The organism is Synechococcus sp. BIOS-U3-1 (assembly GCF_014279975.1).
Classification (GTDB): Bacteria; Cyanobacteriota; Cyanobacteriia; order PCC-6307; family Cyanobiaceae; genus Synechococcus_C.
The window spans coordinates 1,724,379-1,748,823 of record NZ_CP047936.1 but is presented as its reverse complement, the minus strand read 5'-3'; the positions used below and the strand labels follow the sequence as shown (position 1 = coordinate 1,748,823).

At 51.0% G+C, this 24,445-nt stretch carries 36 protein-coding genes and 1 pseudogene; 18 read left to right on the top strand and 19 right to left on the bottom strand.

Annotation, left to right across the window (positions count from 1 at the left end):
- Nucleotides 1-60: 60 nt before the first annotated feature.
- The 3 genes from SynBIOSU31_RS09530 (at nt 61) to SynBIOSU31_RS09520 (ending at nt 3,934) form a co-directional block, all read left to right on the top strand.
- Nucleotides 61-1,092 (top strand): AraC family transcriptional regulator, encoded by a 1,032-nt coding sequence (locus SynBIOSU31_RS09530; RefSeq protein ID WP_186489487.1) that lies wholly within the window; start codon nt 61-63, stop codon nt 1,090-1,092.
- 122 nt (nt 1,093-1,214) lie between these two features.
- Nucleotides 1,215-2,039: a helix-turn-helix domain-containing protein gene (locus SynBIOSU31_RS09525; RefSeq protein ID WP_370593620.1), complete on the top strand. Its 825-nt coding sequence runs from the start codon at nt 1,215-1,217 to the stop codon at nt 2,037-2,039.
- 602 nt (nt 2,040-2,641) lie between these two features.
- Complete coding sequence (locus tag SynBIOSU31_RS09520; protein ID WP_370593619.1) at nt 2,642-3,934, top strand: HEAT repeat domain-containing protein; 1,293 nt, start codon at nt 2,642-2,644, stop codon at nt 3,932-3,934.
- 33 nt (nt 3,935-3,967) lie between these two features.
- Here SynBIOSU31_RS09520 and gap read toward each other — a convergent pair whose 3' ends face one another.
- Both gap and SynBIOSU31_RS09510 read right to left on the bottom strand, forming a co-directional pair.
- A complete protein-coding gene (gene gap, locus SynBIOSU31_RS09515) occupies nt 3,968-4,972 on the bottom strand; it encodes a type I glyceraldehyde-3-phosphate dehydrogenase (RefSeq protein ID WP_186489484.1) in 1,005 nt (334 codons plus the stop codon).
- A 137-nt stretch (nt 4,973-5,109) separates the two neighbouring features.
- Nucleotides 5,110-5,343, bottom strand: a complete 234-nt coding sequence (locus SynBIOSU31_RS09510; protein ID WP_186489479.1) for a hypothetical protein — start codon at nt 5,341-5,343, stop codon at nt 5,110-5,112.
- A 27-nt stretch (nt 5,344-5,370) separates the two neighbouring features.
- Here SynBIOSU31_RS09510 and SynBIOSU31_RS09505 point away from each other — a divergent pair, with 27 nt between their 5' ends.
- The gene (locus SynBIOSU31_RS09505) at nt 5,371-5,514 is read left to right on the top strand and encodes a hypothetical protein (RefSeq protein WP_186489477.1); all 144 of its coding nucleotides are present in this window, start codon (nt 5,371-5,373) and stop codon (nt 5,512-5,514) included.
- 23 nt (nt 5,515-5,537) lie between these two features.
- Here SynBIOSU31_RS09505 and SynBIOSU31_RS09500 read toward each other — a convergent pair whose 3' ends face one another.
- The 7 genes from SynBIOSU31_RS09500 to nth all read right to left on the bottom strand — a co-directional run bounded on the left by SynBIOSU31_RS09500 (nt 5,538) and on the right by nth (nt 9,362).
- On the bottom strand, nt 5,538-5,762 hold the full coding sequence (locus SynBIOSU31_RS09500) for a hypothetical protein (RefSeq protein WP_186489475.1): 225 nt from the start codon (nt 5,760-5,762) through the stop codon (nt 5,538-5,540).
- A gap of 17 nt (nt 5,763-5,779) precedes the next feature.
- Nucleotides 5,780-6,619 carry a PfkB family carbohydrate kinase gene (locus SynBIOSU31_RS09495; RefSeq protein WP_186489472.1) on the bottom strand — a complete coding sequence of 280 codons (840 nt, stop codon included), beginning with the start codon at nt 6,617-6,619 and terminating at the stop codon, nt 5,780-5,782.
- 17 nt (nt 6,620-6,636) lie between these two features.
- Entirely contained in the window at nt 6,637-7,179 is a 543-nt protein-coding gene (locus tag SynBIOSU31_RS09490) for a hypothetical protein (RefSeq protein WP_186489470.1), read from the bottom strand.
- Between the two features lie 81 nt (nt 7,180-7,260).
- Complete coding sequence (locus SynBIOSU31_RS09485; RefSeq protein ID WP_186489468.1) at nt 7,261-7,530, bottom strand: hypothetical protein; 270 nt, start codon at nt 7,528-7,530, stop codon at nt 7,261-7,263.
- 74 nt (nt 7,531-7,604) lie between these two features.
- A complete protein-coding gene (locus tag SynBIOSU31_RS09480) occupies nt 7,605-7,841 on the bottom strand; it encodes a high light inducible protein (protein ID WP_186489466.1) in 237 nt (78 codons plus the stop codon).
- Between the two features lie 49 nt (nt 7,842-7,890).
- Nucleotides 7,891-8,709, bottom strand: a complete 819-nt coding sequence (gene thiD / locus SynBIOSU31_RS09475) for a bifunctional hydroxymethylpyrimidine kinase/phosphomethylpyrimidine kinase (protein ID WP_186489464.1) — start codon at nt 8,707-8,709, stop codon at nt 7,891-7,893.
- On the bottom strand, nt 8,709-9,362 hold the full coding sequence (nth, locus tag SynBIOSU31_RS09470) for an endonuclease III (RefSeq protein WP_186489462.1): 654 nt from the start codon (nt 9,360-9,362) through the stop codon (nt 8,709-8,711). Before nth ends, thiD begins: the two co-directional genes overlap by 1 nt.
- A 78-nt stretch (nt 9,363-9,440) precedes the next feature.
- On the opposite strand from nth, the gene SynBIOSU31_RS09465 reads away from it, so the two are divergent.
- From SynBIOSU31_RS09465 to SynBIOSU31_RS09450, 4 genes are all read left to right on the top strand, one after another.
- Complete coding sequence (locus SynBIOSU31_RS09465; RefSeq protein WP_186489460.1) at nt 9,441-9,644, top strand: hypothetical protein; 204 nt, start codon at nt 9,441-9,443, stop codon at nt 9,642-9,644.
- Between the two features lie 145 nt (nt 9,645-9,789).
- Entirely contained in the window at nt 9,790-10,137 is a 348-nt protein-coding gene (locus SynBIOSU31_RS09460; RefSeq protein ID WP_186489458.1) for a hypothetical protein, read from the top strand.
- A gap of 21 nt (nt 10,138-10,158) precedes the next feature.
- Nucleotides 10,159-10,377: a hypothetical protein gene (locus SynBIOSU31_RS09455; RefSeq protein WP_186489456.1), complete on the top strand. Its 219-nt coding sequence runs from the start codon at nt 10,159-10,161 to the stop codon at nt 10,375-10,377.
- Between the two features lie 46 nt (nt 10,378-10,423).
- A complete protein-coding gene (locus SynBIOSU31_RS09450) occupies nt 10,424-10,759 on the top strand; it encodes a hypothetical protein (RefSeq protein ID WP_186489454.1) in 336 nt (111 codons plus the stop codon).
- Between the two features lie 86 nt (nt 10,760-10,845).
- On the opposite strand, the gene SynBIOSU31_RS09445 is transcribed toward SynBIOSU31_RS09450, so the two are convergent.
- On the bottom strand, nt 10,846-11,472 hold the full coding sequence (locus SynBIOSU31_RS09445) for a hypothetical protein (protein ID WP_186489451.1): 627 nt from the start codon (nt 11,470-11,472) through the stop codon (nt 10,846-10,848).
- Between the two features lie 86 nt (nt 11,473-11,558).
- Entirely contained in the window at nt 11,559-11,768 is a 210-nt protein-coding gene (locus SynBIOSU31_RS09440) for a hypothetical protein (RefSeq protein ID WP_186489449.1), read from the bottom strand.
- A gap of 187 nt (nt 11,769-11,955) precedes the next feature.
- Here SynBIOSU31_RS09440 and SynBIOSU31_RS09435 point away from each other — a divergent pair, with 187 nt between their 5' ends.
- Both SynBIOSU31_RS09435 and SynBIOSU31_RS09430 read left to right on the top strand, forming a co-directional pair.
- Nucleotides 11,956-12,210: a hypothetical protein gene (locus tag SynBIOSU31_RS09435; protein WP_255477182.1), complete on the top strand. Its 255-nt coding sequence runs from the start codon at nt 11,956-11,958 to the stop codon at nt 12,208-12,210.
- Nucleotides 12,211-12,248: 38 nt separating this feature from the next.
- Nucleotides 12,249-12,497 carry a hypothetical protein gene (locus SynBIOSU31_RS09430; protein ID WP_186489445.1) on the top strand — a complete coding sequence of 83 codons (249 nt, stop codon included), beginning with the start codon at nt 12,249-12,251 and terminating at the stop codon, nt 12,495-12,497.
- On the opposite strand, the gene SynBIOSU31_RS09425 is transcribed toward SynBIOSU31_RS09430, so the two are convergent.
- Nucleotides 12,482-13,018 (bottom strand): rhomboid family intramembrane serine protease, encoded by a 537-nt coding sequence (locus tag SynBIOSU31_RS09425; protein WP_186489443.1) that lies wholly within the window; start codon nt 13,016-13,018, stop codon nt 12,482-12,484. The genes SynBIOSU31_RS09430 and SynBIOSU31_RS09425 overlap by 16 nt on opposite strands.
- 138 nt (nt 13,019-13,156) lie before the next feature.
- Between SynBIOSU31_RS09425 and SynBIOSU31_RS09420 the strand changes: the two genes are divergently transcribed.
- On the top strand, nt 13,157-14,692 hold the full coding sequence (locus tag SynBIOSU31_RS09420) for a phytoene desaturase family protein (protein ID WP_186489441.1): 1,536 nt from the start codon (nt 13,157-13,159) through the stop codon (nt 14,690-14,692).
- Between the two features lie 100 nt (nt 14,693-14,792).
- The gene (locus tag SynBIOSU31_RS09415; RefSeq protein WP_186489440.1) at nt 14,793-15,458 is read left to right on the top strand and encodes a class I SAM-dependent methyltransferase; all 666 of its coding nucleotides are present in this window, start codon (nt 14,793-14,795) and stop codon (nt 15,456-15,458) included.
- Here the strand turns inward: SynBIOSU31_RS09415 and SynBIOSU31_RS09410 are convergent.
- Nucleotides 15,444-15,671, bottom strand: a complete 228-nt coding sequence (locus SynBIOSU31_RS09410; RefSeq protein WP_186489439.1) for a TIGR02450 family Trp-rich protein — start codon at nt 15,669-15,671, stop codon at nt 15,444-15,446. The genes SynBIOSU31_RS09415 and SynBIOSU31_RS09410 overlap by 15 nt on opposite strands.
- Nucleotides 15,672-15,757: 86 nt before the next feature.
- Nucleotides 15,758-16,426, bottom strand: coding sequence for an SDR family oxidoreductase (locus tag SynBIOSU31_RS09405; RefSeq protein WP_186489437.1), 669 nt, complete (start codon nt 16,424-16,426; stop codon nt 15,758-15,760).
- 196 nt (nt 16,427-16,622) lie between these two features.
- Between SynBIOSU31_RS09405 and SynBIOSU31_RS14810 the strand changes: the two genes are divergently transcribed.
- The 3 genes from SynBIOSU31_RS14810 to SynBIOSU31_RS09395 all read left to right on the top strand — a co-directional run bounded on the left by SynBIOSU31_RS14810 (nt 16,623) and on the right by SynBIOSU31_RS09395 (nt 18,516).
- Entirely contained in the window at nt 16,623-16,745 is a 123-nt protein-coding gene (locus SynBIOSU31_RS14810) for a hypothetical protein (protein ID WP_255477470.1), read from the top strand.
- A 3-nt stretch (nt 16,746-16,748) separates the two neighbouring features.
- A complete protein-coding gene (locus tag SynBIOSU31_RS09400; protein ID WP_186489435.1) occupies nt 16,749-16,949 on the top strand; it encodes a hypothetical protein in 201 nt (66 codons plus the stop codon).
- A gap of 442 nt (nt 16,950-17,391) precedes the next feature.
- On the top strand, nt 17,392-18,516 hold the full coding sequence (locus SynBIOSU31_RS09395; RefSeq protein ID WP_186489433.1) for an NAD(P)-binding protein: 1,125 nt from the start codon (nt 17,392-17,394) through the stop codon (nt 18,514-18,516).
- Between the two features lie 350 nt (nt 18,517-18,866).
- Here SynBIOSU31_RS09395 and SynBIOSU31_RS09390 read toward each other — a convergent pair whose 3' ends face one another.
- From SynBIOSU31_RS09390 to SynBIOSU31_RS09380, 3 genes are all read right to left on the bottom strand, one after another.
- Nucleotides 18,867-19,097, bottom strand: coding sequence for a hypothetical protein (locus SynBIOSU31_RS09390; protein ID WP_186489431.1), 231 nt, complete (start codon nt 19,095-19,097; stop codon nt 18,867-18,869).
- A gap of 470 nt (nt 19,098-19,567) precedes the next feature.
- A complete protein-coding gene (locus tag SynBIOSU31_RS09385) occupies nt 19,568-19,819 on the bottom strand; it encodes a hypothetical protein (protein ID WP_186489429.1) in 252 nt (83 codons plus the stop codon).
- A gap of 1 nt (nt 19,820) precedes the next feature.
- The gene (locus SynBIOSU31_RS09380; RefSeq protein ID WP_186489427.1) at nt 19,821-20,381 is read right to left on the bottom strand and encodes a hypothetical protein; all 561 of its coding nucleotides are present in this window, start codon (nt 20,379-20,381) and stop codon (nt 19,821-19,823) included.
- Between the two features lie 237 nt (nt 20,382-20,618).
- Between SynBIOSU31_RS09380 and SynBIOSU31_RS09375 the strand changes: the two genes are divergently transcribed.
- Both SynBIOSU31_RS09375 and SynBIOSU31_RS14890 read left to right on the top strand, forming a co-directional pair.
- On the top strand, nt 20,619-20,867 hold the full coding sequence (locus SynBIOSU31_RS09375; protein WP_186489425.1) for a hypothetical protein: 249 nt from the start codon (nt 20,619-20,621) through the stop codon (nt 20,865-20,867).
- A 1,112-nt stretch (nt 20,868-21,979) separates the two neighbouring features.
- Nucleotides 21,980-22,108 (top strand): annotated as a pseudogene (locus SynBIOSU31_RS14890) (hypothetical protein); the annotation flags it as partial.
- Between the two features lie 67 nt (nt 22,109-22,175).
- Here SynBIOSU31_RS14890 and SynBIOSU31_RS09370 read toward each other — a convergent pair.
- Entirely contained in the window at nt 22,176-22,589 is a 414-nt protein-coding gene (locus tag SynBIOSU31_RS09370; protein ID WP_186489423.1) for a DUF1499 domain-containing protein, read from the bottom strand.
- 493 nt (nt 22,590-23,082) lie between these two features.
- The gene (locus SynBIOSU31_RS09365) at nt 23,083-24,015 is read right to left on the bottom strand and encodes a bestrophin family ion channel (RefSeq protein ID WP_186489421.1); all 933 of its coding nucleotides are present in this window, start codon (nt 24,013-24,015) and stop codon (nt 23,083-23,085) included.
- A gap of 130 nt (nt 24,016-24,145) precedes the next feature.
- Here SynBIOSU31_RS09365 and SynBIOSU31_RS09360 point away from each other — a divergent pair, with 130 nt between their 5' ends.
- Complete coding sequence (locus SynBIOSU31_RS09360; protein ID WP_186492959.1) at nt 24,146-24,415, top strand: cupin domain-containing protein; 270 nt, start codon at nt 24,146-24,148, stop codon at nt 24,413-24,415.
- Nucleotides 24,416-24,445 lie beyond the last annotated feature (30 nt).

The window sequence follows — 24,445 nt, the reverse complement described above, 5'->3', positions numbered from 1 at the left end:
TGCAGATCTTCATTATAGATTTACGGAACAAAAATTTGTTTGGATCGCTCCACGCCGGACATGAAGGCAAGGAAAGCAAGGGAATATGTTTTTGGCGACTTGCTTGGCATGGAGACTCACTGCCAGAATCACTATGCTGAATATTATTCAAAATCGAATTTCAAATGTAATGTCACACAGTTGAGCAAAGGAGAACTTATAACAAGTTCAATTTGCGCTCCAATTAAGAATGTTCATCTAGAAATTTTCAAGTCTAATCAGACACTGTTATATGAAGAAGACGCTAATCAAAATTCAGTTGCATTCTGTTGGATTAGAGATCAAGTACGAGATTCGTTCTCCAGTACTGTTATTGGCGGCCATAAAATGCGAAATCTAAGCGTTGCTGGATTCAACCGTTTGAATAAGGCGGGAGGTAATACATGGGACATTGTTGGCGCGAACACAGTCTTGTGCTGCATGAGCTTGAAGTGGGAAAAATTAAAAGAGCAGATTGATCAAATGAATGCTTATAACGCTTATGCACGTTTAGAAGAGTGCATAGGCATTGATTCTGAAAGTGAATGCACCAAACAGTTGAAGCGTCTATTCGAAAAGCATTTTGAATATGGCCTTAAGTGCGGACAAAGTTTTTATGATCTTGCGATTGCAACGCTTGAAGAATCCTCTGATCACGATAATTTTATTACGGAACGATCAGACAAAACTGATCTGATTGAAGATCTGGTCAAGTTGTTGCATGAAGATAGGCTGGGATTGCCTCCCCTGAGTATTAGTGACATCACTAAATTTCTTAATTCAGAAGAAAAGTCTTTGAGCGACGTTTGCCGATCAAATTTCGATATGAGCATCCTTGAACTGATCAAAAGTATCAGACTGGAACAAGTAAAAAAATCATATTTGAATCCACATGTTCCTAAAGGCTTGCGATATTTTACAATGAAAAACAACTCTGAATATTATGGATTTAAGAATTGGAATACCTTTAAAAGGTTATACTTCAAAACTTTCTCCCAGAGTCCAGAGGAAACGATCGAAAAGGGAAGTAAGCCGACTGTGTTTGTCTCTGATTTGTTGAGGTTCAGAAACTAATGAAGTTATCTCTACCTTATTCAGATCCTCTTCAGCTCTCAGAAACTCTGAATGAGTTGGGGCAGCTGACCAGAATTACACAGTTTGATTCTGGGGCTGGGAGTTACAGCATGACTCATTCGATGGCATCTGGCATTTCAATTGCGGAAATTAAGGCATCAAAAACACTTCTTTATGAGGGATGGGGAACTGATTGGTCAGTTGATTTTAATTGGATCACACCACTGAAAAATTCGGTTGCTCCAATGGGACTTTGTGAGGGATATGAGATGAAAGCAAACAGTATTGGAGGTTTGAATACTTACAATGGGTCTCCGGGTGGATCATGGGGAAAGTATTCACCACTATGTTCTTCGACTGCTTGCATGCTCGACAAAGCCTCGTTGATGGAGGCAATGATTGCTTGTAATGCTCAGGTTGGTATTCAAAACCTGACAAGTAATAAGGGACTGGAAGTTTCGGATCAATTGAGTAATCAGCTTAAAAGGTTGGCAAGAAAAGATCTCCAATCTGGAATATCCAGTCCCTCGAAGTATTATGATCTCATTATTTGTTGTTTAGAAGATGGAAGGTCACGTGCCTATAAAAAAGGTGAAACTAAAAATCATACACTTTTATCTGAGATTGTTCGTTTAGCTCATGATACTGAGAAAATGTCTGCTCCTATGACATTGGGTGATGTCTGCCAATTTCTTGATACTGCACAAGCATCACTTTATCGAGTTTGTCAGAAAAATTTTGGAATGGGAGTTATTGAGATGATGATGCAAGTACGTATGGAGGAGTCAAGACGAGCTTTATTGAGATGTCAGTACCAGTCGGTCGCTGAAGAAAGCATGATTCGTGAAGTTGCTGTTCGATATGGTTTTAAGCACGCGGGGCGCTATGCCCGGAGATACTTCAATAGTTTCGGAGAATTGCCAAGTCAGACGCTCCAAAATGCTTAGTGCTTTTGGATTCATTTTTGGTCTTGCAAGTTGCTCAAGACCTGGTTTCCGGTAGCCACTCATAGCATTTGATTCTTCAGGTCAAGGACTGGCGACACCAGATCCATTTGATACTGCTGTTTAGCTTTGTAAACTGAACGATCATCGGTATCCATTTCTTATCAAAACAACTAAAATGTGCTTATAAGGGACTTTCCCGTGTTTCGCACTCTTGTCATGTCAGTTGTCTGCAGATGAAAAGAGTCACATTTGAGCTCAGCGACGATCTGCATAAGAAGTTAAAGCTTCTCTGCTATACCGAATCAGTTTCTATCGGTCATATCTTGCGTGAGTGCGTTTCTGAGTTTTGTAATAAGCATGATGCTCATCTCATCGAATTGATCGATCGCCGCTCAAAGTAGTTCTTTAAATCGTTTTTTTATCCTTTAGGGCCTAGGACTCCATATTTTTTTGTGGAGCTATGTTGCGCTGAGTAGTTTTTATGGTTTTGTGCAATTGTGTTTTTGTGAATTCGACTTTTTCAGTGGTTTATTTCTTGTATTTGTGAGATGCTTTCTTTCTTAAAGTATTGGTTTCTGCTTTATTCAAAATAGTTTTATGAGTTGCTTTTTCTGAGAAATTTTGAATTTTTCTCTGATAGCTTTTCTCAAGCCATTTGTTTGGTTATGGCAGAGCGTTTTGATGTTTTAGTGCAAGGACTGTCAGAGGCTGATGCTCTTTCGCTGCTTTTTGCTGACACAGCTTGTGTTGAAAGGCCAGCTGATCGCTATTTTGCAGCGACTCGATTAGGGCTTTCTGATAGTGATAAAACGCTTGATGCTTTGATTCGAGCGACGCATGAGCTCAAAGTCGACGAATTATTTGACCGAATTACCAGGCGTAAGGTTGTTGAGGCTTTAGGTCGACGAAAAGATCCAAGATCCATCCCTGCTCTTTTTGATGTCTTGGGGTGCAGTGACACTGAGGCCGTGATTAATGCACTGTCGGCCTTGACTAGAATTGGATGGCGCCCCATTGAAGCAGAAGAAGATCGTCTTCTGGAATTATTAAATGGGGAAGTGACACAAACTCGTGCAGTGATCCAAACTTTCACAAGACTTGGAATTAAGAGTCGTCGCTCGAAGTCTTGCATCGTTGATTGTTGTGACCATGAAAGTCTTTTGATCTCCGGTGCTGCCAGAGCTTATATGGCTTCCCTTTATGGCGAATCTGTTTTGATGAAACCATTAGTGGCATCTCTCAACGATCTGGTTGCTGGTAAAAGGAGATCTGCGGTGATTGATATTGGTGATTCTGGGGATGAAAGTCTCCTGCCTGTTTTGGTTCGGGCTCCGGTATCCATGTCGCTTCGAGCGAAGAGTTTTTTGCAGATCGTTGACGCCAATCAGACTCTTTCAAAAGCTGAAAACCAGGCTTTGTTTCAACAGCTGCTTCGAGATGATCCTTTGTTGTTGGATATTCGTTCTGAGTGGGAGTGTGGACCAGATCCTGCTGACATAGAGCAAAATCTCAGCCATCGCGATGAAGCTCGACAGTACGGTGCTGCAGCGAGCCTGATGCGGATTAATCGCAGTGAATGTATTGAATTGATTGAGAGTATGCAGGAAAGACTATGGTCCGATTATGTAACCCACTATTACCTTAGTTGTCTTGTTGGCTTGCGTAAAATCAGCGAAAAAAGTAATCTTATTCGGTCTGCCCTTGCTGAAACGACTCCCCAATATACGAAATCAAGAATTGCAGCGGCATGGGCGTGCGTTGAGTTAAAACTTTATGACCAGATGGACCTTCTTTATGAGCTCTCTTCATCGGCACCTTGGGTTCCCTTGCGCTGGACATGTCAACAAGCATTGGCACGCTTGATTGAGATGCAACAGCTAGAAAGGGCTCTTTAATCAATATAGTTTGACTTTTCTGTTCCCTCTGGCTCAAGCAGAATGCTTGGCCATGTGCTGCATCAAGTCAATGCATTTACAGCTGTAAGCCCACTCGTTGTCGTACCACGCCACCAGTTTCATAAACCGATCATTCAGTGCCATACCGGCTCCTGCATCGAACACTGAGGTGCAGCTTTCTCCCAGAAGATCGTTGGAAACAATCGGATCTTCGGTGTAACCAAGGATGCCTGAAAGACCGTTTTGCGAGGCATTTTTCATTGTTTTTTTGATTTCCTCGTAGCTTGCTGGTTTGGCCAGATTCACGGTCAGGTCGACCACGGAGACATCCGGAGTGGGTACTCGGAAGGCCATGCCGGTGAGTTTTCCATTCAGTTCCGGAATCACGCGACCTACCGCTTTGGCTGCACCTGTGGAACTGGGAATGATGCTCTGGCCTGCTCCTCGTCCACCCCTCCAGTCCTTGAGCGAAGGGCTATCCACCGGCTTCTGTGTCGCCGTGGTGGCATGCACGGTGGTCATCAGGCCGCTGACAATTCCGTAGTGGTCGTTCACCACTTTGGCGAGTGGGGCCAGGCAGTTCGTTGTGCAGCTCGCATTCGAAACGATCTCCTCACCTGCATAGGAGCTGTGGTTGACCCCCATCACGAACATCGGAGTGTCGTCCTTAGAGGGAGCGCTCATCACGACGCGTTTGGCCCCTGCATCTAGGTGTTGACGTGCTGTTTCGTCGGTGAGAAAGAACCCGGTGCTCTCCAGCACGTAGTCGGCTCCTACGTCACCCCAGCGCAGCTGGCGGGGGTCACGTTCGGCAGTAACGCGAATGTGGCTTCCATTCACGATTAAGTGCCCGTCCACGACCTTGATTTCACCTGGGAACCGACGATGCGTTGAGTCGTAACGCAGCAGGTAGGCGAGATAGTCGAGATCGATCAGGTCGTTGATGGCCACCACCTCCACGTCGGGGCAGGCCATGGCCTGTCGGAAGGCAAGACGCCCAATGCGTCCGAAGCCATTGATGCCAATACGGATGGACATGAAGGCAAGCCCCTCTGCTTCTCTGTCTTATAGAGCCCATTGCAATCGAAAACCTCCTCCTTTTCTGGGACGCAGACAGAGTGAGCTCAGGTCGTTGCCGCTGCCCATGGTTTCTCCGCCAGCCGTAGCTTCGTGCCCTATCTGTGCTCTCCATGGCGATCAGGTTGAGTTAACGGCTCATGAGCTCTGACGCAGCGATCTTTGGTTGCTACGACACCATCCCCGTCCTGCTCCCGCGGTTCGATGAACATTGCGCCTGACAAAGCGCGGGAGTGGTGCACTGTTGTGCAAAGCGCGCCCCCCAGCTGGTCTGTGCGGTCATCGGCTGCGAACGTGTTGATGCCATCGCGTTTGGTGAAGGTCTCAGACATCTGCATTTGCATCTGATCCCGCGTTCTGTGGATGATCCACATACCAGCGCATGGCAGATTGCTGCTCTCTATTGCGATGTTGAAGCGGGACAGCTCAAGGCAGCTTCCGCTGAGCGTGTGAACGACTGGTTGTTGCGCGCCAGAGATTTGGCCTCAGTCGTTCTGCATTGACACAGGTCATTGTGATTGCCCGCTCAACAATGCCAGTCGTTTCCAGTCACGCTTTTGTAGCGATCAAGCAGCATTTTCTCGGTTTGCTTAAACCGGTTGATGTTGTTCGTCAGTTCCTGCTCATTGTGTTTGAGATAGGCGTGATGACCCACTTTCCATAAAGTTCTGGCTTTTTTCCAGCGAACCTGTGCTTCCTTCGCAGCAGTAATTAATTCGCTGAACTCTTCGTTTGAGAAGTCAAATTTCATTCTTTGCATGGCCTTGATCAGTGTTCGCCGTAAGGCCCGAAGCGCGTGGCGCAGGCGGCACCACATTGCGCTCCCAGCACGACTGCCTGATGGGTCTCCCAACCAGCGCTCAGTCCTGCGGTGACCCCTGCTGCAAAGCTGTCACCACATCCATACGACTCCACCATCGGGCCTGGCAGTTGCACAGCATCAAAACGGCCGCCGGGAATCAGCACGCCTCCGGCCTCACCCTCCGTGGCGATTCGTACGGCGGGTGATGGATTAAGAGAGTTTTCGGGAACATGTTCGCCTGGGTCTAGAGCGCTGCCGATCAGTGCGTCCAGTGGCACTGATGCCTGCTGTAAAACCGAGATGCCCAGTCTTGGTGTCGCGCTCAGAATTCTGGCCTGACGAGCCTGACGGAGTCCATCGCAGTCGGTGGCTGACACGAAGACGCCGTCGCAATCTGCAAGCCGTTCCCAGCCAAGGTCATCTTTAGCCGTGGGCATCAAGCGCTCCCCAATCACCGTGATTGCACGGTCACCGCTGGGATCCATCAGGCTGATTCCGCGGCGACTGGGTTTGTCGCGCCAGGCCACCACTGGTTCAACTCCCAATTCTCTGAGCCGTTGTTCGCTGCGTTGGCCGATCGCATCTCGGCCGAGTGCTGTGAAAAAGAGGACTCTTTGACCTGTGAGGCGAGCCAGTTGGACTGCAATTACAGCCCCTGCACCGGCAGGTTCTTCGAGATCTCGGCAAGCTCTACCGATCCTGCCTGGCTTCGGCAGTGCGTCGACTTCCAGAAAGGTGACCCACTCTTGATGCCCCACCACTGCAAGATTCAGAGATTTCAGGTCGCTGTCCAAAGGCGTGGGCATTGTGTCAGGGAATTGCTTCAGGGAATTGGCAGGACGGATTTGGCGGCGTCGCGCAGCTGCACGTTGATCTTGCCTCCCACAGAATCCACTTTCACTCCTCCGGTCACATTCAGCAGTTCCCCGTCGGGAGTGCCGACTAAGACAGGACCTCCGTCGCTGCCATTCACGCTGACAGGAGCTGTCACTTCTCCCACCGTGACGGGACCTTCAACGGATACGCCACCCTTAATCGCGACAGGTTGGGTCACGGTGACACCTTTGGGAACTCCCACGTCTCCAGTGACAGGGAGAGCCTTGACAGCTTCGATCGACAGAGGCCCTTCGCCTTGCACTCTGACTGGTGCAGTGAGTTGGTCAACGGTGATGCCGCCGACGAGTCGAACAGGTAATGGCTGATTGAGTGGCAAGCCAATCGGGATCGGTTGGCGAAGAATTTGTATGGCAGCCACTGCAACGGCCCATGCAGCGATGACCACAGCCAGAGGCCAGCGGCTGGCCATCATCAGAATGAACCAACGGGGATCTGAGGTCGGAGGGGTCGTCGGGCCCTGCTCTGCCATGGCTTGAATGAACTGGATGCACTGGTTGTACCGGCTTCCTGCTCTTCGGCCATGGGTGAGGTCGGGACCTGTCGCTCAGGTTTAGAGCTCGTATTCCTCTTCAAACCTCTCCAGTAGGCCTTTGTACAGAGCCAAGGTCCCCTCGCTTTCTTCGGTCACCCCCTCGGTGACGTAAAGCGCGGCCAGATGGCTGCATGCGGCGTGGACCTGAGCAAAGGCTTCTGCGAACTCGTTCTGAATGTCTTCCTCGCGGATGTCTCTGATCATTGCTGAGACAAACTCCACTTTCTTTTCGGCTGCCTTGATCTCAGCCTCCATCTCCTTGCTTAGTTTGCGTCGCTTGCGAGCCATGCCTCTGGTTCGACTGACTTCAACCTAGGAGTGAGACCTGCAGGGGGAGTGGGACCTGCAGGTCTTCAGCGGGGTCAGAAACAGAAGGGAAGGTATTTGGCGCTGCAGGCGGCGTAACCATCAACCAGAGGACCGAGTCCGATTTGGTGGACGATTCCCTGACCTGTGATGGCTTCCGTCAAGACGCCGATCACGATGCCCAACATGGCGGCACGGCCATTGAAGCGTTCCACCTGCTCCAGCTGTTGTTCGTGGATGGCGCGGGCCGCTGAATCCTGGAACCACTTATCGCCTGCTTGCTGTTGATTCATGAGACCGTTGCGGATGTTTAGCAATGTAACAGCACATTGACTTTTGCCCTTAATCACTTTTTTTAATGTCTTTGATTTCTGCCCAGTGGCAGATCGGTCCTTGCCCCTGACCGATGGCCAAAGCCTGCTTCAGGCCACGTTTCACGTACGCACGTGCTGCCGTAATCGCAACGTCAAGATCCTGACCGAGAGCAAGTCCGGCGGTGATGGCTGCTGACAGCGTGCAGCCCGTGCCATGGGTATGGGGTGTGTCCACCCAAACCCCTTCAAGCCAGTGAGGTTGCCCGTCGAACAGCAAATCCCGGCCACCCATGGAACGATCGCTGCCACTCTTGATCAGCACTGCGGCCGGGCCCTGGGCGTGGATTACGGCGGCGGCTGTCTCGATGTCGTTGTCGTCACTCAGTTCGTGACCGCTGAGTAACTGGGCTTCGTGACGATTCGGAGTTAGCAGGGTTGCCAGCGGCAGCAGGTCTTGGCGAAGCGCTGTGATCGCTTCATCTTTGAGCAACACAGCACCTGTGCGGCTGACCATCACCGGGTCGATCACCTTGGGGATAGTCCAGCGCTTTAACAGCTCTGCGGTGGTTTGAATCAGCTCTGTATTCAGCAACATTCCGGTTTTTAGCGCCTCGACAGACAGGTCGTTTTTGACGGCTTGTAGCTGTGCTTTGAGGCCTGCGGGCGGAATCGGATCAACACGAACCACTTCACACGTGTTTTGTGCGGTGACGCATGAAAGAGCGCTGCAGCCATGAACTCTGAAAGCCATAAAGGCCCTCAGATCAGCCTGGATCCCGGCACCTCCTCCTGAATCGCTTCCAGCGATGGTGAGGGCAATCGGTGGAGTGATGTGTTCGGCCTGCATCAGGGTTTACGCCAGATCACTGGCTTGCGGCGTTTGGGGTAAAGCTCTCGGCATAGCTTGCAGACGGTGCCATCACAGCCGCGTGCGGTGCAGTGCTCACGGCCGTAGAAAATGATCTGCAGGTGCAGTCGATTCCAATGCTCTTGAGGGAAGAGAGCTTTGAGATCAGCCTCTGTTTTCACAACGTTGTCGCCCTTGCTCAACCCCCAGCGCTGAGCCAAACGATGAATGTGTGTGTCCACTGGGAAAGCGGGGACATTGAAAGCCTGTGCCATCACCACGCTTGCGGTCTTGTGGCCGACACCTGGTAGAGCTTCAAGCTCTTCAAAGGTCTGGGGTACGTCTCCGTCGTGAATATTGACGAGGATGTGGGCGAGTTTATGCACGTTGCGGGCTTTGGTTTTCGCCAGTCCCAGCTGACGGATGTGGGTATGGATTTCTGTTTCTTCCAGCGCTGCCATGGCAGAGGGTGTGGGTCCAGCAGAGAACAGTGCTGGAGTTACTTCATTCACTTTCTTGTCGGTGCACTGAGCACTGAGCAGAACGGCGATCAGCAGCGTGAAAGCATCGCTGTGATCTAGGGGTATCGGTGTCTCGGGATACTGCTCGTTCAGCCGGTCGAGGATCACTCTGGCCCTTTCGCGCTTGTTCATCACGGCTCAGGATCGACAGCCATGATTGCAGTGCCGTTGGCGGGGTGAGAGATTGGCGGATGTGCGAACTGAGGGTCTATGAGCTCTGAACAGCGCCGGCTCAGCTCTGACTCCGCTGATGCCTATGCACGGGCTGTTCGCAGGGAAGAGCAGCAACAGGAGCGAGAGCAGAAGCGTCGTCAAGACGACAAAACTCAGGACAGTTCTGACATCAGTGAGCTTGATGAAGCCAGCGATCTTTTTCGCCAGCACAGCCACCAACAGTCAATGGAAGGAGGCTAATTCAGTTTCTGATTGAACAGCCCGAACGTAATCAAACCTCTCCTGACATCATCGCTGCTTGAAAGGAACGTATCTTTAAAGTGATAGCTGAGATGTCGATCAAAAACGTCGGTAGCTGCAATGTCCGTCCATTGCTAATAATTCATTGTCTTTTTTACTGGCTATGAGTTTCGCTCTTCCTGCTGCTCTTGGTTTAGCTCTTGCGTTACCTGCATTGGCTATTGCTAAAGACCTTAGAAAGGGAAATTGGGATTATATGACGACTGCTGCTGACGAACAGTCTTACTACGGTCAAGTGCTTTCCCGAATGGGCAATCAAGTTGTGATCAAGGTCCTCGTGACCAGTCCTAAAGACGAGGTTGAGAAGGATTATGTACTCACTTATGCCATTGAATGTAAAAAAATAGGAATAAAACAAAGGGGCGAAAGAAAATGGGAGAAAATAGATCAATCTTCGGTCGCACAGAGCTGGTGGCAATGGGCCTGCAAATAGCCCTTTGTGATCATCAGCAACTTGTCTTTTTTCTTAGTCTCAGCGCACTACTCAGTGATTAACATGTCGAATCGACGGATTGCTTTATTGGTTGGAACTGTTGTCGGTTTGATTGCGATCGTTGCCTGGGTCGCTGAAATTGACATCGTCTTTCAAGAGTCGGCTGAAGAGCAAGAGCCGAGTCAAAAGTCACTTGTCATTGATGAGTCTGCCTCTGAGTCAAAGGGTGTTGCGAAATGACATGACCTTCCCGCTTGATTAGTCTGCCTCTAGTTGCCTTGTATGTGTGTTACAGACAATTGTTTTGGCTTGTCTTGGCCTGGCATGGGCTTTTTATGTAAGGAGAACAAAATCAACAATAAAAAATCTTAGGTTGCAGGTTCGAGATCACCAGCTTCAGGAGCATGCGGCCATCAATTGGTGCTGCTGTGCCATTCAGCGTGCGGATAATAAGGATGAGTTGCTGAAAGCTTTTCACCAGTTCGTTGGCACCGGTCGCGAGATTATTGACTTTCCGGATCGTCTCGCTGAATTCATGAGAGTCAATGGTCTTACAGAAGTTCAGCATATGAGGAACATTATTGTGCTTGATAAGGTGCTGAAATCCTTTGATGAGCGTTGATACAAGAGGATTGAGTATCGTCTTGTGCTGCCTGCTGAGTAAATCAGTGCTTTGAATAGTGAGCAGTGGCTTCGGACTCTTGTTTTTTATGATTGAGTTGGACTGATCTGAATAGAGAAAATATCGGTTTTGCATTCTGTCTTGACTTTTGATGATTCGCCTGCCGGGATCAGTACAACGCCTCCATTCTTTCCATAGTCAGGACCTCGAGATTGATTGATTTCTGAATAGCCAGCTTTGCCTGCATTGCAGTCCACCCTCACTGCTACAGGCTTATCGCTTCTGACCTCGAATGCTTGCCCCAGGCTTTTGTCGAGATTCGCTGAGTTGCCTGTCTCAGTGCTTAGGGTCGTTTGGATGCTTGCGGGGCTACAGACACTAGTGACATCTGTTGGTGTGCTGTATGCCTCCGCATAACTGAACGGCAACTCTTGAGGGAACACAGTCACAGAGACCTGAAGTGGGTGGTCCTTCCCTTCCAATCGCTCGTATTGCATCGGGTAGGTCTCTTCAATATCGTCGTAAACGGCCATTTGCAGCAGAGTTGGGCTGCACCATGTCACCACTGTCTGAAGTTTTGACCTGTTAATCGCGATTGTTCCTTGTTGGTAAGGTCCATTGCTCAGAAAAGTTTTTTCTTCAAAGCGATCCGATGCGGTACATCCTGCCAACAGGGTTGAGATCGAAAGAACGATGGCAACAAAGCTCTTCATTTGCTGATTGATGATTTGAATATTGGATGTACTTTTTCCGGATTGTCAGCTTCGGTTCTTAGAAGGTTTTATCCGATCAAGACCATTCAAGGTGCAGGCTTGATTGCTTCCTTGACTGATTCAACGCCTTTCTGGATCGCTTCTGCAGGCGCCCTGAGCTTCTGTTGCTGAGTATTTGACCAAATGTTGACGGCATAGACGATGGCGCCCCCCACAATCAATGCGGCAAGAACCAGGCCAATTCCGTTGCTTCCCTGTTGAATCACGACGGGTCTTTGCTGTTCCTGATCGCTCATCGACTTTCACTCAATGTTGATCGCTGTCATGGTTGTAGCCAATGATTGTTGTCTTGTCCGTCTAAACCAGTGGGTTGGTTGGTTGGCATCGATGTCGCTCTGAAAATCCACAACGTCAACAGCTCGGAGTATTCGGGCCATGCTCACCACCAGCACCCGTCTGAAGCTGCAGTTAATCCTCAGGAGAATGGCTGAAGATTCAAGCGTCAGCCTTTCGGATCGTGTTGATCTCCAGAGATTCGACGAATGTGATCGCACCGTCTCTTCATGGCTGAGTCGGGCCAGGCGACGTCAGCTCGCAGGCCGCCGTCTTGAAGGCCTTGAATGCTTTCTCGAAGAGCTGGATCTCCGCAATTCTGAACCCGACCAGCAGTACAGCCCCGAGGCTGATGACCTCGGTGATTGGTTCGTGGGTGCCGATCCCTGGCTGAGACGCGATTGAGGTTCGCTTAGCGTTGGTTCAGCACAGGTTTTCACGTCTTGAACAACACCTCCCGAGGAGTGATCTACGTTTCGGTCTGGGTTGTGATCTGGGGCACTGCTTCCTCAATGGTGGACTGGTTGCTCCTCCATGCCGATCTATATCAGGAGGGGAGTTTTGGTCAGATCGCCACCTTTATTGGCTACGGAGCTGCTGCCTCTGTTCTCGCGGTGCGCCTTTCTAGTCGTTTCCTTTTCAAAACCCAAGCTGCACAAGAGAGTGCTGATCGCGATCAGTCTTGTAGCTGAGCAGGTGATCGATGGACCGCCAGTGCGGTCAGCAATCCGGCCAAAAACCCTGACGCATGTCCAATCCAGCTCACGCCTCTGGGAGATGCCCAGGGAAGTAGGCCAGGTAAGGCGCTTCCGTAGAGCAGCAGAACGATGGTGCTCAGCAGGATCGACAAAGGACGTCGTTCCAGAAAACCAATCAGCACTAGATATCCCAATAACCCGTAGACCACTCCGGACAACCCGTGCGAGCCAACCGGCCAGACAAGCCAGACCGGAATTTCCAGCACAATCACGGCAACCCAGATGCTCAGATAAGCCCTTTGGCTTCTGGCCAGCACGAGGTAACTCAGCGGTAAGTACACCAGGCTGTTCGTGAATAGATGGCCCAATCCTTGGTGGCTGAATGGAGCTGTCAATAAGCTCCACCAGGGTGTTCCAGGACCTATCGCCAGGTTCCAGCGACCTCCGAGGAGCAATTGATCCACTAGTTCTTGAAGCCAGGCGAAGCCCAGCAAAATCAGAGGCAGAGCGATCAATGCTTTAAGAGCGTCTCTTTGATCACTGAAGCAGTTTGTGAACAATCACGGCTCGCCGCGTTGCTGACAGCCGATGTTCATGTGTCGGAATGAGCTCCGACCCGCTATGAACTGACCAGTCAGCGAGCGGATCACACCATGACCACCAAGTGTGAGGTGATCGTGATCGGCAGCGGTATTGGTGGTCTCTGTTGCGCTGCGCTCTGTGCCAGAGCTGGCCATGAGGTCTTGGTTCTCGAGGCTCATGGCCACCCGGGCGGAGCTGCTCATGGATTTGAGCGGCAGGGCTATCAGTTCGAATCAGGACCGTCTCTCTGGAGTGGACTTGGCCGATGGCCAAGCAGCAACCCGCTGGCTCAAATTCTCAAAGCCTTGGATGAATCTCTCGAGGTCATCCCCTATCGAGACTGGGATGTGTTGTTCCCTGAGGGACATCTGCGCATAGGGGTGGGCGCTGACGGCTTTGAACAGGTTGTTGCTGATCTGCGTGGAACGGCTGTGGTCGAGGAATGGCGTCGTTTTGCTGAGGTGTTGCAGCCCATCGCAGCAGCGGCTGACGCATTGCCGCTACTGGCACTACCGCCGGGTGGGCTCGACGGTCTTGGACCTCTCTTGCGTCGTAGCGGTCGTTTGCTCCCCCATCTACCGGCTCTGCGCCATCTCAGCGGTGCTTTTGGTCCGCTGGTGGACCGCCATCTTCAGGATCCCTTTCTGCGTCACTGGGTTGATCTGCTTTGCTTTTTGATCAGTGGAATGCCTATGGCCGATACGAATGCGGCAGCGATGGCAACACTGTTCGGCGAATGGTTTGAACCTGAAGCATGCCTTGATTTTCCTAAGGGCGGGAGTGCCTCCGTTGTGCAAGCCCTGGTTCGTGGACTTGAGAAACATGGCGGCAGCCTGCGCCTTGGAGCGCGTGTGAAGCAGGTCTTATTGGATGGTGATCGGGCTGTTGGCGTCGAGCTGGTCAACGGTGAACAAATTGCTGCGGGGTATGTGGTCAGTAACGCCGATGCCTGGAGTACGGCGCAGTTGTTGCCTGAAGCCACATCACCCTCCTGGCGACGTCAACGCCTGGAGACTCCCTCCTGCGACTCCTTTCTCCATCTGCACCTGGGCTTTGATGCCACTGGCCTCGAGGACCTGCCTATTCATACGGTGTGGGTTGGAGACTGGGAACGGGGGATCAATGCCGAACGCAATGCCGTTGTTGTGTCGATTCCGTCGGTGCTTGATGCCTCGATGGCGCCTGCTGGTCAGCATGTTCTGCATGCATATACACCCGCTAACGAACCCTGGTCTCATTGGAGCGGTTTGGAACGTTCAACTGCGGCCTATGACAAGCAGCGTGAGCAGCGCTGTTCGGTGTTCTGGCAGGTTCTTGAGCAGCGCATCCCCGATCTGCGCAGCCGCTGTCGGATCGTGATGGAGGGAACTCCCCTCACCCATCGTCATTTCTTGTCGGTGCATCAGGGCAGTTATGGACCAGCGCTGTCGGCAGCCAAAGGATTGTTCCCAGGTGTACAGACGCCCCTGCGAGGTTTTCTTCAATGTGGCGCCAGCACCTTCCCCGGTATCGGCATTCCGCCTGTGGCCGCAAGTGGCGCGATGGCGGCCCATGCCATCACTGGACAGCGAGCTCAGAAGCAATTGCTAGAGAGCCTGTCTCTTTGACCACCACGACAGGAACTAACTACTTATTAGCGAGCGATTAGGGACGCGCTTCGTCGCCGGTTTCTTTATCTTCCGAGATCTTGGACAGCAGGAATTTCCCGTGGTCGTGCAGGTCTTGAACGACAACGAGCGCTTCAAGCTCGATGACAGCGATGATGCTCTCTTTTACGGCGATCCCCGTTTTGTTCAGCATCTCGACGCAGCATTTCGTCTGCGCTTGACGCAGCTCTATCGCGAGCGCATCCCCAGCTGCGCAGTTGTGCTTGATCTGATGAGCAGCTGGGTGAGTCACCTGCCGGAGGATCAGCGCTACGAGCAGGTAATCGGTCATGGACTGAATGCTCAGGAGTTGAAGGCCAATCCGCGCCTCGATCGTCACTGGGTGCAGAACCTCAACCAAGACCAGACCCTTCCCCTCGACGACACCAGTGTTGACTGCACGTTGATCGTTGCCGGCTGGCAGTATCTTCAGCAGCCGGAGGCCGTGGCCGCTGAGTTGCTGCGCATCACCCGACCAAGGGGGCAGGTCATCTGTGCCTTTAGCAATCGCATGTTCTTCACGAAAGCCCCTCAGATCTGGACGGACGGTGGAGATGGCGACCACCTTCGCTACGTGGCGGAGGTGATGATGGCTCAGGGCTGGCCCAAGCCTCAATTGGTTGCTGAGCAGACGCAGCAATCCGGTCCACTGGGTTGGGTTGGTGCAAAGGGAGATCCTTTTTTTGCCGTGATCGCAACCAAGCCCTTGGCTTCAGATTCCCTCTGAGTCGTTTGGGGGGATCGGCTGCCAGCCTCTCTGCCATTGCGCCTTGTCTTGAAGCTGCGTCCAGCTTTCTCTGAGTCGTACCTGAGGCTCCAGCAGTGAAGCCAGTTCAACCCAGCGTTCAGAGCCGCGTCCTCCCTGCAGAACAACGCGAAAATGACGTCGTCCTGATCGGGGAGAGAGGCTAGTCCAGGCTTCTGCCGGCTTCCAGGGCACAGAACTGCGACAAAACGGAGGAGAGCATGATCATGCCTCGCGTTCTGCCCTCTCGATGTTGTCAGGATTCGGTTGCCCTTAACGACTCAACAGCTGGCGATTGCTTCTTGCAAGCTCACCACGGGCTGCTGCTTGGAACTGGTGACCTCAAGGATTTTTCCGATCGAATCGGAGGTGTTCAAGGCTTCGATGCAACAGCGTGCAACCAGACGACGAGGGATTGAATCACTGTCCTGCTTGTCAGCTCCAGTCCACAGCACGCCTTCCTCGTTAAGGTTCTCCTCACGTTCGTTTAGCCCACCGGGTCTGATCACGGTCCAGTCGAGCCCACTGTTTTCCAGATTGCGCTCACCAACACGCTTCCAAACCAGGATCAAGCCAAACAGGTTGAGAGGGTGTTTCCAACGCCCTGCGCATAAGGAACTGACCAGCACCACGCGTTTTACACCAACGCGTTGGCAGCTCTCGACTTGGCGCTCGACGCCCCAAGCATCCACTTTCATGGGTCCCGTTAAGTCAACGGATGGTCGTGCTCCTGTCGCGATCACCAGCGCGTCCACGCCGCGCAGAGAGTCGTCCAAGGCGTTCGCATCCATCAGGCTGAGTCGGTGCTGTTCACAGCCCTCCAGTGAGGATGGAATCTGAGATTCAGGTCGCAGAAGCAGCCTTGCCTGATCGCCTGAAGCTCGAACTTCTTCAGCGACACGGAAGCCTGTTTTGCCTGAGGCACCGCTTACGGCAATCGTGCGCGTCATATTGGTTAAAAGCCAGCTCAAAACCTAGCCATAAAGCCCTGCCTCAGGCCTCGCCTCTGAGGTATCAGCTGTTTTGAGTTGATCATTCATGCAGCCCCCCAGGACATTCCATGAGGAGAGAGCGAAGACGAGCAAAACCACCTAGTTACACAGCTTTACAAATGGACTATCTTCTTTACAGATCTTCATAGGCCTGATGATGACTGATTATTCCGCTGCCATCTACGGGCTCATCGCGTTCACCACTGTGATCACAGCAGGTGTGGTTTTTGTGCTTGCGCAGCCCACCGACCTGCCTTCCGTCAAAGCAAAGGGCTGATTGATGTCGATCGATTCACGCTGTAAAGAACAACAATCTGTCGCTGATCAGATGTTCATGGATTTCAAATACACCAAGCCGGGTTCTCAGGAACAGGTTCGTGCGTTGTCAACGCTTAGTTTTTTGGTGGGTATGTGGTCTGATTTCTTGGCCAGTGAAGAGCGAAGAATGACATCGGCTCTAAGCCTTGAAGCTACTTCTTGATCATTTGCTGCTTAATTATTTGTTGCTTGATTAATGTTGTGTGTGCTGATGTAAAAGTCCTTTTGTTAAATTGATATTTGATGATGTATTTAATTCTTGTATTTGCCATTTGAATGTGAAGTTGCTGAGTTAGATAAGTTTTTGCAGTTTCTTTTTTTAAGGTTTTTGCTTCTTTTTAGATAATAATATTTTGTTTTTAGCCTTTTGCTGACCTGCTTTCGTGATCCCAAACGCCTGCGCAGCTCTTTATTGAAGGGTTTGAATTTTGCAGATCGTGTTCCATGATTTGAGTATCGATTCCTAATGCGTAAGGGAACGATCGGCGCGATAAAGAGCTGGCGCGGAGTCTTGCTCCGGGAAGCGCTTAGGGAGATTGAAGGCGGGCCGCCACCCGTCTTTTTTTTGGAGCTCGTTCAGAATCAGGGCTTCTGGATCAGTTTCTATGCCAGGCAAGGATGTTGATCTCGTTGTTATCGGTGCTGGTCTGTCCGGTTGCGCGCTGGTTGCGGCTCTGAGGCGCAGGGGCTGGTGCGGGACCGTCCACATTCTGGAAGCTGGGCGAGGACCTGGTGGACGCTGTGCGACAAGGCGGCGGCGCGATGATCCTCTTTGGCGTTTGGATCACGGATCCCCAACCCTGAGTTTTCAGGCTGAACCGTCTGGGCAGCTACGGGAGTTGATCACATCGCTTGAGAATCGCGGCGTTGTTCGCGTTGACCACGATCCTGTTGTGGGTCTGGACCACCACGGAGATGTTGTTGAAGCGCCTGATCACCCTTTGCTGCGAGGCCCTCGCTGGCGTGGCATCCCCACAATGGCAACCGTGGTGGAGACGTTGCTTGCTGACGGTGGAAAGGATGTTGATGCCTGTTTTGGAGAGCGGGTCCAGACGCTTTCCAGAGTTGAGGAGAGCTGGGTGTTTGCGGGTGGGCTTCGCGCGGAGAGACTTGTGCTGAGCGGGACGCTCCTCGCCCATCCCCGTTCGCTTGCAATGCTCGGTTGGCAAGACGTGCCGTTGCGTGAGGCTGTTCCTCATGGCCATGATCCTGTTCTCGACGAAGCACTCGCCTGGATTGCCGGCCTCAACGCGACCATCCGCTGGAATCTGATGCTGGAGTTTCCGGCGATTGATCTTGACCCATTCCCTCGACAGATTTGGCTGACGCCTCAGGCTCAGCAGCAATTCGGAGTAGAACGCATTGTGCTTCAGCGACAGCAGCAGGGTCGCCTCGGCCTTGTACTGCACGGTCTCGATGATGGCGCGTTGATTACACCCAAAACACAGCCACTGTTGCTGACCGCTCAGGAACAGCGATTGCTGAGCGTGTTGCCAGAGCTGCTCCGGCCCTGGCCATCACTGCAGAGGCTGGCGTCCAGCGCTCATTCACTGGGAGTGATGCGCTGGGGAGCTGCTCAACCTCTGGACCGAGGAATGCCAAAAGCACTGCAGTGGTGCAATCAAGCCCGAGTGGGTTTCTGTGGCGACTGGATCGCGGGATCTGGCTTTGGCATGGCGGAAGGGGCTCTGCAGAGCAGCATTGATCTGGCTGAGTCGATCGCTCCCTGAACCGCGACTTCCATTGTTGAAGACGGTACCGATCGTCGATTCATGCAAAACAATCACAGGATTGTGATATCTGCTGGCAGGAATCGGCAGAGCGCGTCACAACATAGAAAAGGTCGTTTTCCATGACCAGTCGATTTCACCCTGTCCGGGTCCATGCCAGTGTTCACGATGACGAACCGTGCCAGTGTCAAGACTGTGTGGCTCTGCGTTGTAGTTTGACCCAGATGGTTACGCAAACCCAACCATTGGTTGAGTCTGATCGCCCTGTTTATGCCTGCAGGTGAGGGAAACTGTCTCCCGGGTTGGTCTTTGAAGGTCGATCCTCGACTCTAAACAAGCATTGGACTTGATCAGCCGTATTCCGCACACCATCCCGCCTGGTCCTGCCAGGTGGGATGCCAGTGTCGGCAGCGCTTCGTGAGATGGTCTCCCTGCTGAAGCAACTGCTGCCTGAGTGTGCAGGCCACCATCGTGCGGCAGTGAGCATCTACTCCGTAGGTGAAGTGCTGGCAGGTCAGGCAGATCCGGGCTCCCTTCCAGTTTTGTAATTCCCTTTCGTCGATGTAGTCCCATTCGTCCATGACCCGCTAGTTATCAGTACACCTGTACTAATGTATGGGTTGGTTGTGGGTCAAGGGGTTTGAGTCAGGCGTTTGCTTGACGCCGCAAGCGACCACCGGATGATCAGGAATTGGGCAGAATCGAGCTCATTGATTCCAGGCAATGCGAAGGTTGATCGCGTCTCTGCTTTCTTTGGCAGCTTTTGTCTTTGTTTTGGCAAGCGGAGTGAAGGCCGATTACACGATTCATGTGGGTTCAAGAACTCCACCCGCCGAGGCGCATTGCCATCGTGTTGGAACTCGGAGTACTGATGAAGGCAGGGTTCTGAGCATCTATGCCTGCCGCCAATGACAACGAAGCAGGGTGCCAGCTCTGCCCTTGAGTCTGCTCATGCTCGCCGCAATGCGCTCTTGTGCTGAGAGGACGCCTCGGCAGTTCAGGTGCTTACCAAGATTAATTTGGTTCGTTTTTAGCTGTAAGTTTTGACTGTTTATTCACCAAATCCTTTTTTAGATGATTGCTTTAGAGCTTTCTTTGTTTTGGGTTGAGTTGTTGTGTCTAAACTAGAATCTTTGAAAAATATCCCATCCAGCCAGACGGTAATGATATAAACAACGATTAAGACCGGAATCAGGACAAGCCACCGATTCTCAAGCTCGTAGGGGAGTTGCTGAAACCCAAAGATCGCCAGGTATCCGGTGATCAGGGTGAAGATAAATCTGCGAATGCTGGAGGGATTCAAGTCAGGATGATGGCACTTTTGAGCAGCTCATATGAGAACTGCTCAGGTGTTTGAGCTCAGTCAACACCTCTGCGGCACAGCAGTCATCCAGCTGTAACATCTGTTGCTGGTTGGTATTGCTGAGACTGCAGTGTTGGGAGGGGTTTACAGCAGGCGCGAAAGATAAGTTGTACGATACAGAGTGCGACAGAGGATCACACTGGCTCTGGTTTGAATTGGCGTTTTGGAGCATGTTCAGAGCTTGCTTCAGGTGATCAATTACTGATGCTCCATCAGTGGCTGCTCTACAAGCCTCCAGTGCCTTAACAACTAGTTCAGAGGTAAGGAGGCTCAGGCTCTTACCAGTGGCTTCAGAGAGTGCTTGAAGCTGTGCATAAACATCCTCATCAAAGACAGCCTCCAGCCTTGGAATAGTCAATACGTCTTGATAAGGAAGGGCAAACGGATAGAGACGACAATTGAGGCATGAGTAGAAATATTCAGCACGCCACCATCGATAGTCAGCACCTGATCCCTTTTCGTAGTCATTAACAGCAGGAGCATCGGTAGTTAGGAGCAGCAATCATTCCAGAACCGTTGATTAAGGATTGAAGTTAATGATTTAATCTGTCTGTATGTTCTGATAAGTAATAGGGTCAGATGTAGAAACAACAAATCCACCACCTGCGCCAATTGATTGAGCTAATAGTCCAGTTGGTTTTGTCTCAGTCATTATTTCCTAGACCGTTATTGATAGAAACACGGTAGCCAGGTAATATGCTAATGACAGAAAGAGAAACAACCAATGAAGAGATTATCAATGGTCCTCGGAGCTCTGCTCCTTAGCGGTACTCCGGTCTTTGCTGATGTCGCCCCAGATCAGTTTGTTGTCTTTAAAAAGAGCTGCATGGGTACTGAAAAAATGGAAGATGATTACAAGATTCAGAAAGCAAAGTATTGCGACTGTATGGCCGATCTAATCTATGTTAAGTATGCAGACCAAGATTTTAAAGAAATATTTCAAGAGATAGTGACGATTTGCAAGAACAAATACCCACCAATTAATTAAGCTATAACTAATAATTTTTAGATGAAACTTCCAATCCTTCTCGGCGCACTGCCCCTCTCTGACAAGCCAAAGAACTCAAAAGCTACCTCAGTCCACCTGGGGCTTTTTATTGATTCATTAAAAATTGGATGGCTAGATTCAGGAGAGTTGCCTAGTAGTTATGCGATTCAAGTTGTTTGTCCTAGGACTTCTGCTGTCCGCCTCAGGTTCTCTGGTAGCTATCCCGGCTGCTGCTGATTGGAACGCTAGAGGGCTAACTTTGGAGGCAAGAAGAGCAGGTAATCCAAGTGGTTCAACTAGATACCTTTGCTCTGGACATGCAAAAGGTCTATTTGCTGTTCGATCTGACTATGACAATATCCCGCCTATGAAGGGCAACCCCTTTTCTGGAGTTGAATTTCTAAATTGTGAGAACAGCAAGTCCTCGGAATTTTGCTGGAATGCATATATTCTTAACGAAAAAATTAATAACAGATAGTTAAGGGGTATTCAATAGGCATGTACGCAGAATTGAAGGGAATTTACCCTGATTCCGCCGCGCTTAAACAATGATGTTTGGAATTAAGTTTTATCTAACCAACCGTTCTTGTTAAATCACTTCAGGACTTTATGGGCGGTTCCGTCTCCGTCATACTTATCCGTATTGTAAAAACCACCCCTTGTACCGAAGTACAGGGTTACCAACACAAATGGTATGGAAACATACACAAGAACTGTGGATAAAGTCATTTCAGATCTGTAGAACCCAGTTTGGTGACTCTATGTTAGACGCAGGGCTTTGTGATGTCATGCTCAACTGCAAGTTGAGCCGCATGTGACCGCGCTAAGCACCCGAGTCATAGACGCTCCAAACATTCCAGCCCTGGTCCTGCCGAGTATCTGCTTCAAACCATTTACCGGACAAACAGGGCAACATCCCCAAATCCATAATCACTCCTATACAACTCCCTCCAATACTTTGCACAATTGAGCGTTGTAATGATTTCCCAAAGACACCGCAGCTGACTGTTGCTATGACTGCTTAATCATCCTGTTACGCATGTCCCTAGAGTAACTCAAGGCCTTCCAGGAAAAGTCAGAGGCGACCCCAGCACTCAGGATCAACTAAAGCAGCTAAGTCATCTCAAGATGTAGTGAGTATCGCTAAAGGGTACGGCTATTCGTTCACCGCTAATAAGTTCAGTTATCGCAGTGAAGGGGAGCTAGAGGGCCTCGCCGGAGGCGTGTCTCCTTTTCTCTAAATTGATTTGCGCTGTTATTTGAGTAGATGAACAACAGCGTTGATTGGATTATCTTGTTTTGACCTATTCAAGCTTCCGAGGTTTCGATTGTCTTGCCAAGGCCTTCTAGGCGTTGTGCATTTACACCTAGGTCTGACTCTCCGAGGCGTGAGATTGAACGTGCCTCAAGAGTGACTGAATCGGATGCAAAAAGTTCAAGGTCATCCACGAAGCCAAAGATCCTGCTGCTGTAAGTGGCATGCAGATAGGTAGCGCTCTGCTCAATAATCTCAGTCCGAGGAGTGTCATTGATCTGTTGAGACAGCTGTTTTAGAGCGGTAGAGGAATCAGCAACCCGCCATTGGCTGCTTGCGCAGTGCTCAGGGCCTGGGCAGGCACTCAGCTGTCCTCCCTCAGCGCTCAGGTCGGTTGGTATCGGTCCAACGAAATGGAATAAGGCCAGAACAAGTGGGAGGGTGATTTGAAACAGGATGGAAGCCATGCTGATCACAAGTCCTTGCATTTGTTCATCCTATGAGACCTCAGTGACGATGACTCGTTGATCTCAGTCGCTTGAAGTGAAGGCGATCTCTGCGGCGGCGTTCGATCGTCTGATTGGCTTCCCCGTACTCCTGGGCAGATCAAAATGTGTCAAGGAGTTGGTTGCCGTTTCTCTTTGTGGCTACTGCTGGGGAAGCAGTCCAGTTAGTCATGAGAATCCTGATGGCAATTCTGTTGAGCTTCTTGCTGTTTGGCTTTGGGTCTGGAGCTCTGGCGAATGATTTATCGATCGTTGGTAGTGGTCGAAATCGAGAGGTCACGCTGAACAAACTACTTTCAAAAGTTCCGGAGGGAGCAGCAATTACTGATGCATCTTGCAAAAGAATTGGCATCGCTGGCTTGAATTATCAGTATCGATGTTCTGTGGCCTGGGAATTCAGTAATCGATATCTAGGCGTAAGTTAACCATGACCTGATTGATAGCCCTATTTTGATCAGTCCCAGCGCACTGGATCATCGGATTTCAGGTGTTGGACATGGTCTGTAGCGTGATCGAGCAGGTCGTGGCTGATTGTGAGGCAGATGCTATTTAGAGGTAATGAAAAGCTGCTGCAATCTGCGTCAAATGGACCTTCCACATAGGCACCGATCCGCTCGGCCATCAGGAACAGCACCACAATCATCACGCTTCCAAAACGACTCTGTGACTCTGGGCCTAAGTCGTGGAAGTACAACAACAGCAATAGGATAAATAACCAGTTCAGAAGTCTGACGAATACCTCGTAAGACGCTGGAAGTGGTGTGTTGCGGATTCGTTCCAAACCCCCAATGGCATCGGTGCAGCCGTTTCCGACTTGCATCAGCTGCAGGCGTCCGAAGCCATCGATTAATCCTGCGCGATGGAGGTCTCCAATCCAAACGCCTCGCAGCTGTCCCAGCTGACGGAGGTTGGTACTCCGGGGCAACTTTAGATCCTTGAGCAATTGATCTTGCAACTCCCTTAGATCTCGCCGCCAGAAGTTGCGCAATTGAAAGTTCAGCTGCCAAACGATGGCGACCTGCAGACGTAGCAACTTGCGTTCCTGGCGTCCGGGTGACCTGCTGCTATCGAGATGCGCACGCAATGTGTCAGACCAGTTTCGACTCACGTTCACAACAGTTCCCCAGAGTTTTCTGGCCTCCCACCAGCGTCCGATCGCTTGCGTGTTGCGAAAGCCGAGAAAAATTGATGCCGCGATGCCCATGATCCTCACCACGCTTGCGTTAGCGGTCCAGCTGCGTGGGATCCAATCGTTAAGGACAAGAACAGTGATCAACAGCAGCACTAACAGGTCGAAGCGCATGCGCCACAGCAGCTGCAGTAAAACGAGCACGTAGTCTTGTCTGCGGGTGCTCGGTGGATAGCCATAGTCGCCAGAGTCGATCATGGGCTGCTCCTACAGAGATTCGATCACAGCTGTGATCATCGCTGGCCAACCATGGGTTGAATTACAAGGCCGGATGCTTTGGGCCGGCGCCGCGCAATCATGGGATCCTGATGCCGCGACCGACACCGCGATGATCTGTGTGACCTCCAACTGCCCGGAGAGTGTGATCCTGGCCCTCGGTGTTCGCGAATGGCCGGTTTGGGCCTGTGAAATCAGCTCTTTCCCCTGGCATTACCACCAACGAGAAACCTGCCTGCTGCTTGAGGGTGATGTCACTGTGACACCTGACGACGGCGAACCGGTCCGATTCGGTGCAGGCGATCTTGTTGAGTTCCCATCAGGGTTGTCGTGCACCTGGCAGGTTCATCAACCCGTTCGCAAGCACTACCAGTTCGGCTGACCACGACGCTGTCTTGGGCAAATGTGCACT

What these genes read in the sequence shown, in the direction of transcription:
- SynBIOSU31_RS09445 (WP_186489451.1), bottom strand. Translation starts at nt 11,472, where the DNA reads ATGAAGAGCTTTGTTGCCATCGTTCTTTCGATCTCAACCCTGTTGGCA.
- gap (WP_186489484.1), bottom strand. Translation starts at nt 4,972, where the DNA reads ATGTCCATCCGTATTGGCATCAATGGCTTCGGACGCATTGGGCGTCTT.
- SynBIOSU31_RS09360 (WP_186492959.1), top strand. Translation starts at nt 24,146, where the DNA reads ATGATCTGTGTGACCTCCAACTGCCCGGAGAGTGTGATCCTGGCCCTC.
- SynBIOSU31_RS09490 (WP_186489470.1), bottom strand. Translation starts at nt 7,179, where the DNA reads ATGGCAGAGCAGGGCCCGACGACCCCTCCGACCTCAGATCCCCGTTGG.
- thiD (WP_186489464.1), bottom strand. Translation starts at nt 8,709, where the DNA reads ATGCAGGCCGAACACATCACTCCACCGATTGCCCTCACCATCGCTGGA.
- SynBIOSU31_RS09440 (WP_186489449.1), bottom strand. Translation starts at nt 11,768, where the DNA reads ATGAGCGATCAGGAACAGCAAAGACCCGTCGTGATTCAACAGGGAAGC.
- SynBIOSU31_RS09530 (WP_186489487.1), top strand. Translation starts at nt 61, where the DNA reads ATGAAGGCAAGGAAAGCAAGGGAATATGTTTTTGGCGACTTGCTTGGC.
- SynBIOSU31_RS09435 (WP_255477182.1), top strand. Translation starts at nt 11,956, where the DNA reads ATGGCTGAAGATTCAAGCGTCAGCCTTTCGGATCGTGTTGATCTCCAG.
- SynBIOSU31_RS09525 (WP_370593620.1), top strand. Translation starts at nt 1,215, where the DNA reads ATGGCATCTGGCATTTCAATTGCGGAAATTAAGGCATCAAAAACACTT.
- SynBIOSU31_RS09395 (WP_186489433.1), top strand. Translation starts at nt 17,392, where the DNA reads ATGCCAGGCAAGGATGTTGATCTCGTTGTTATCGGTGCTGGTCTGTCC.
- SynBIOSU31_RS14810 (WP_255477470.1), top strand. Translation starts at nt 16,623, where the DNA reads ATGATGACTGATTATTCCGCTGCCATCTACGGGCTCATCGCGTTCACC.
- SynBIOSU31_RS09370 (WP_186489423.1), bottom strand. Translation starts at nt 22,589, where the DNA reads ATGGCTTCCATCCTGTTTCAAATCACCCTCCCACTTGTTCTGGCCTTA.
- SynBIOSU31_RS09495 (WP_186489472.1), bottom strand. Translation starts at nt 6,619, where the DNA reads ATGCCCACGCCTTTGGACAGCGACCTGAAATCTCTGAATCTTGCAGTG.
- SynBIOSU31_RS09405 (WP_186489437.1), bottom strand. Translation starts at nt 16,426, where the DNA reads ATGACGCGCACGATTGCCGTAAGCGGTGCCTCAGGCAAAACAGGCTTC.
- SynBIOSU31_RS09465 (WP_186489460.1), top strand. Translation starts at nt 9,441, where the DNA reads ATGAGCTCTGAACAGCGCCGGCTCAGCTCTGACTCCGCTGATGCCTAT.
- SynBIOSU31_RS09510 (WP_186489479.1), bottom strand. Translation starts at nt 5,343, where the DNA reads ATGTCTGAGACCTTCACCAAACGCGATGGCATCAACACGTTCGCAGCC.
- SynBIOSU31_RS09485 (WP_186489468.1), bottom strand. Translation starts at nt 7,530, where the DNA reads ATGGCTCGCAAGCGACGCAAACTAAGCAAGGAGATGGAGGCTGAGATC.
- SynBIOSU31_RS09480 (WP_186489466.1), bottom strand. Translation starts at nt 7,841, where the DNA reads ATGAATCAACAGCAAGCAGGCGATAAGTGGTTCCAGGATTCAGCGGCC.
- SynBIOSU31_RS09365 (WP_186489421.1), bottom strand. Translation starts at nt 24,015, where the DNA reads ATGATCGACTCTGGCGACTATGGCTATCCACCGAGCACCCGCAGACAA.
- SynBIOSU31_RS09375 (WP_186489425.1), top strand. Translation starts at nt 20,619, where the DNA reads ATGGTCCTCGGAGCTCTGCTCCTTAGCGGTACTCCGGTCTTTGCTGAT.
- nth (WP_186489462.1), bottom strand. Translation starts at nt 9,362, where the DNA reads ATGAACAAGCGCGAAAGGGCCAGAGTGATCCTCGACCGGCTGAACGAG.
- SynBIOSU31_RS09390 (WP_186489431.1), bottom strand. Translation starts at nt 19,097, where the DNA reads ATGGACGAATGGGACTACATCGACGAAAGGGAATTACAAAACTGGAAG.
- SynBIOSU31_RS09400 (WP_186489435.1), top strand. Translation starts at nt 16,749, where the DNA reads ATGTCGATCGATTCACGCTGTAAAGAACAACAATCTGTCGCTGATCAG.
- SynBIOSU31_RS09500 (WP_186489475.1), bottom strand. Translation starts at nt 5,762, where the DNA reads ATGAAATTTGACTTCTCAAACGAAGAGTTCAGCGAATTAATTACTGCT.
- SynBIOSU31_RS09420 (WP_186489441.1), top strand. Translation starts at nt 13,157, where the DNA reads ATGACCACCAAGTGTGAGGTGATCGTGATCGGCAGCGGTATTGGTGGT.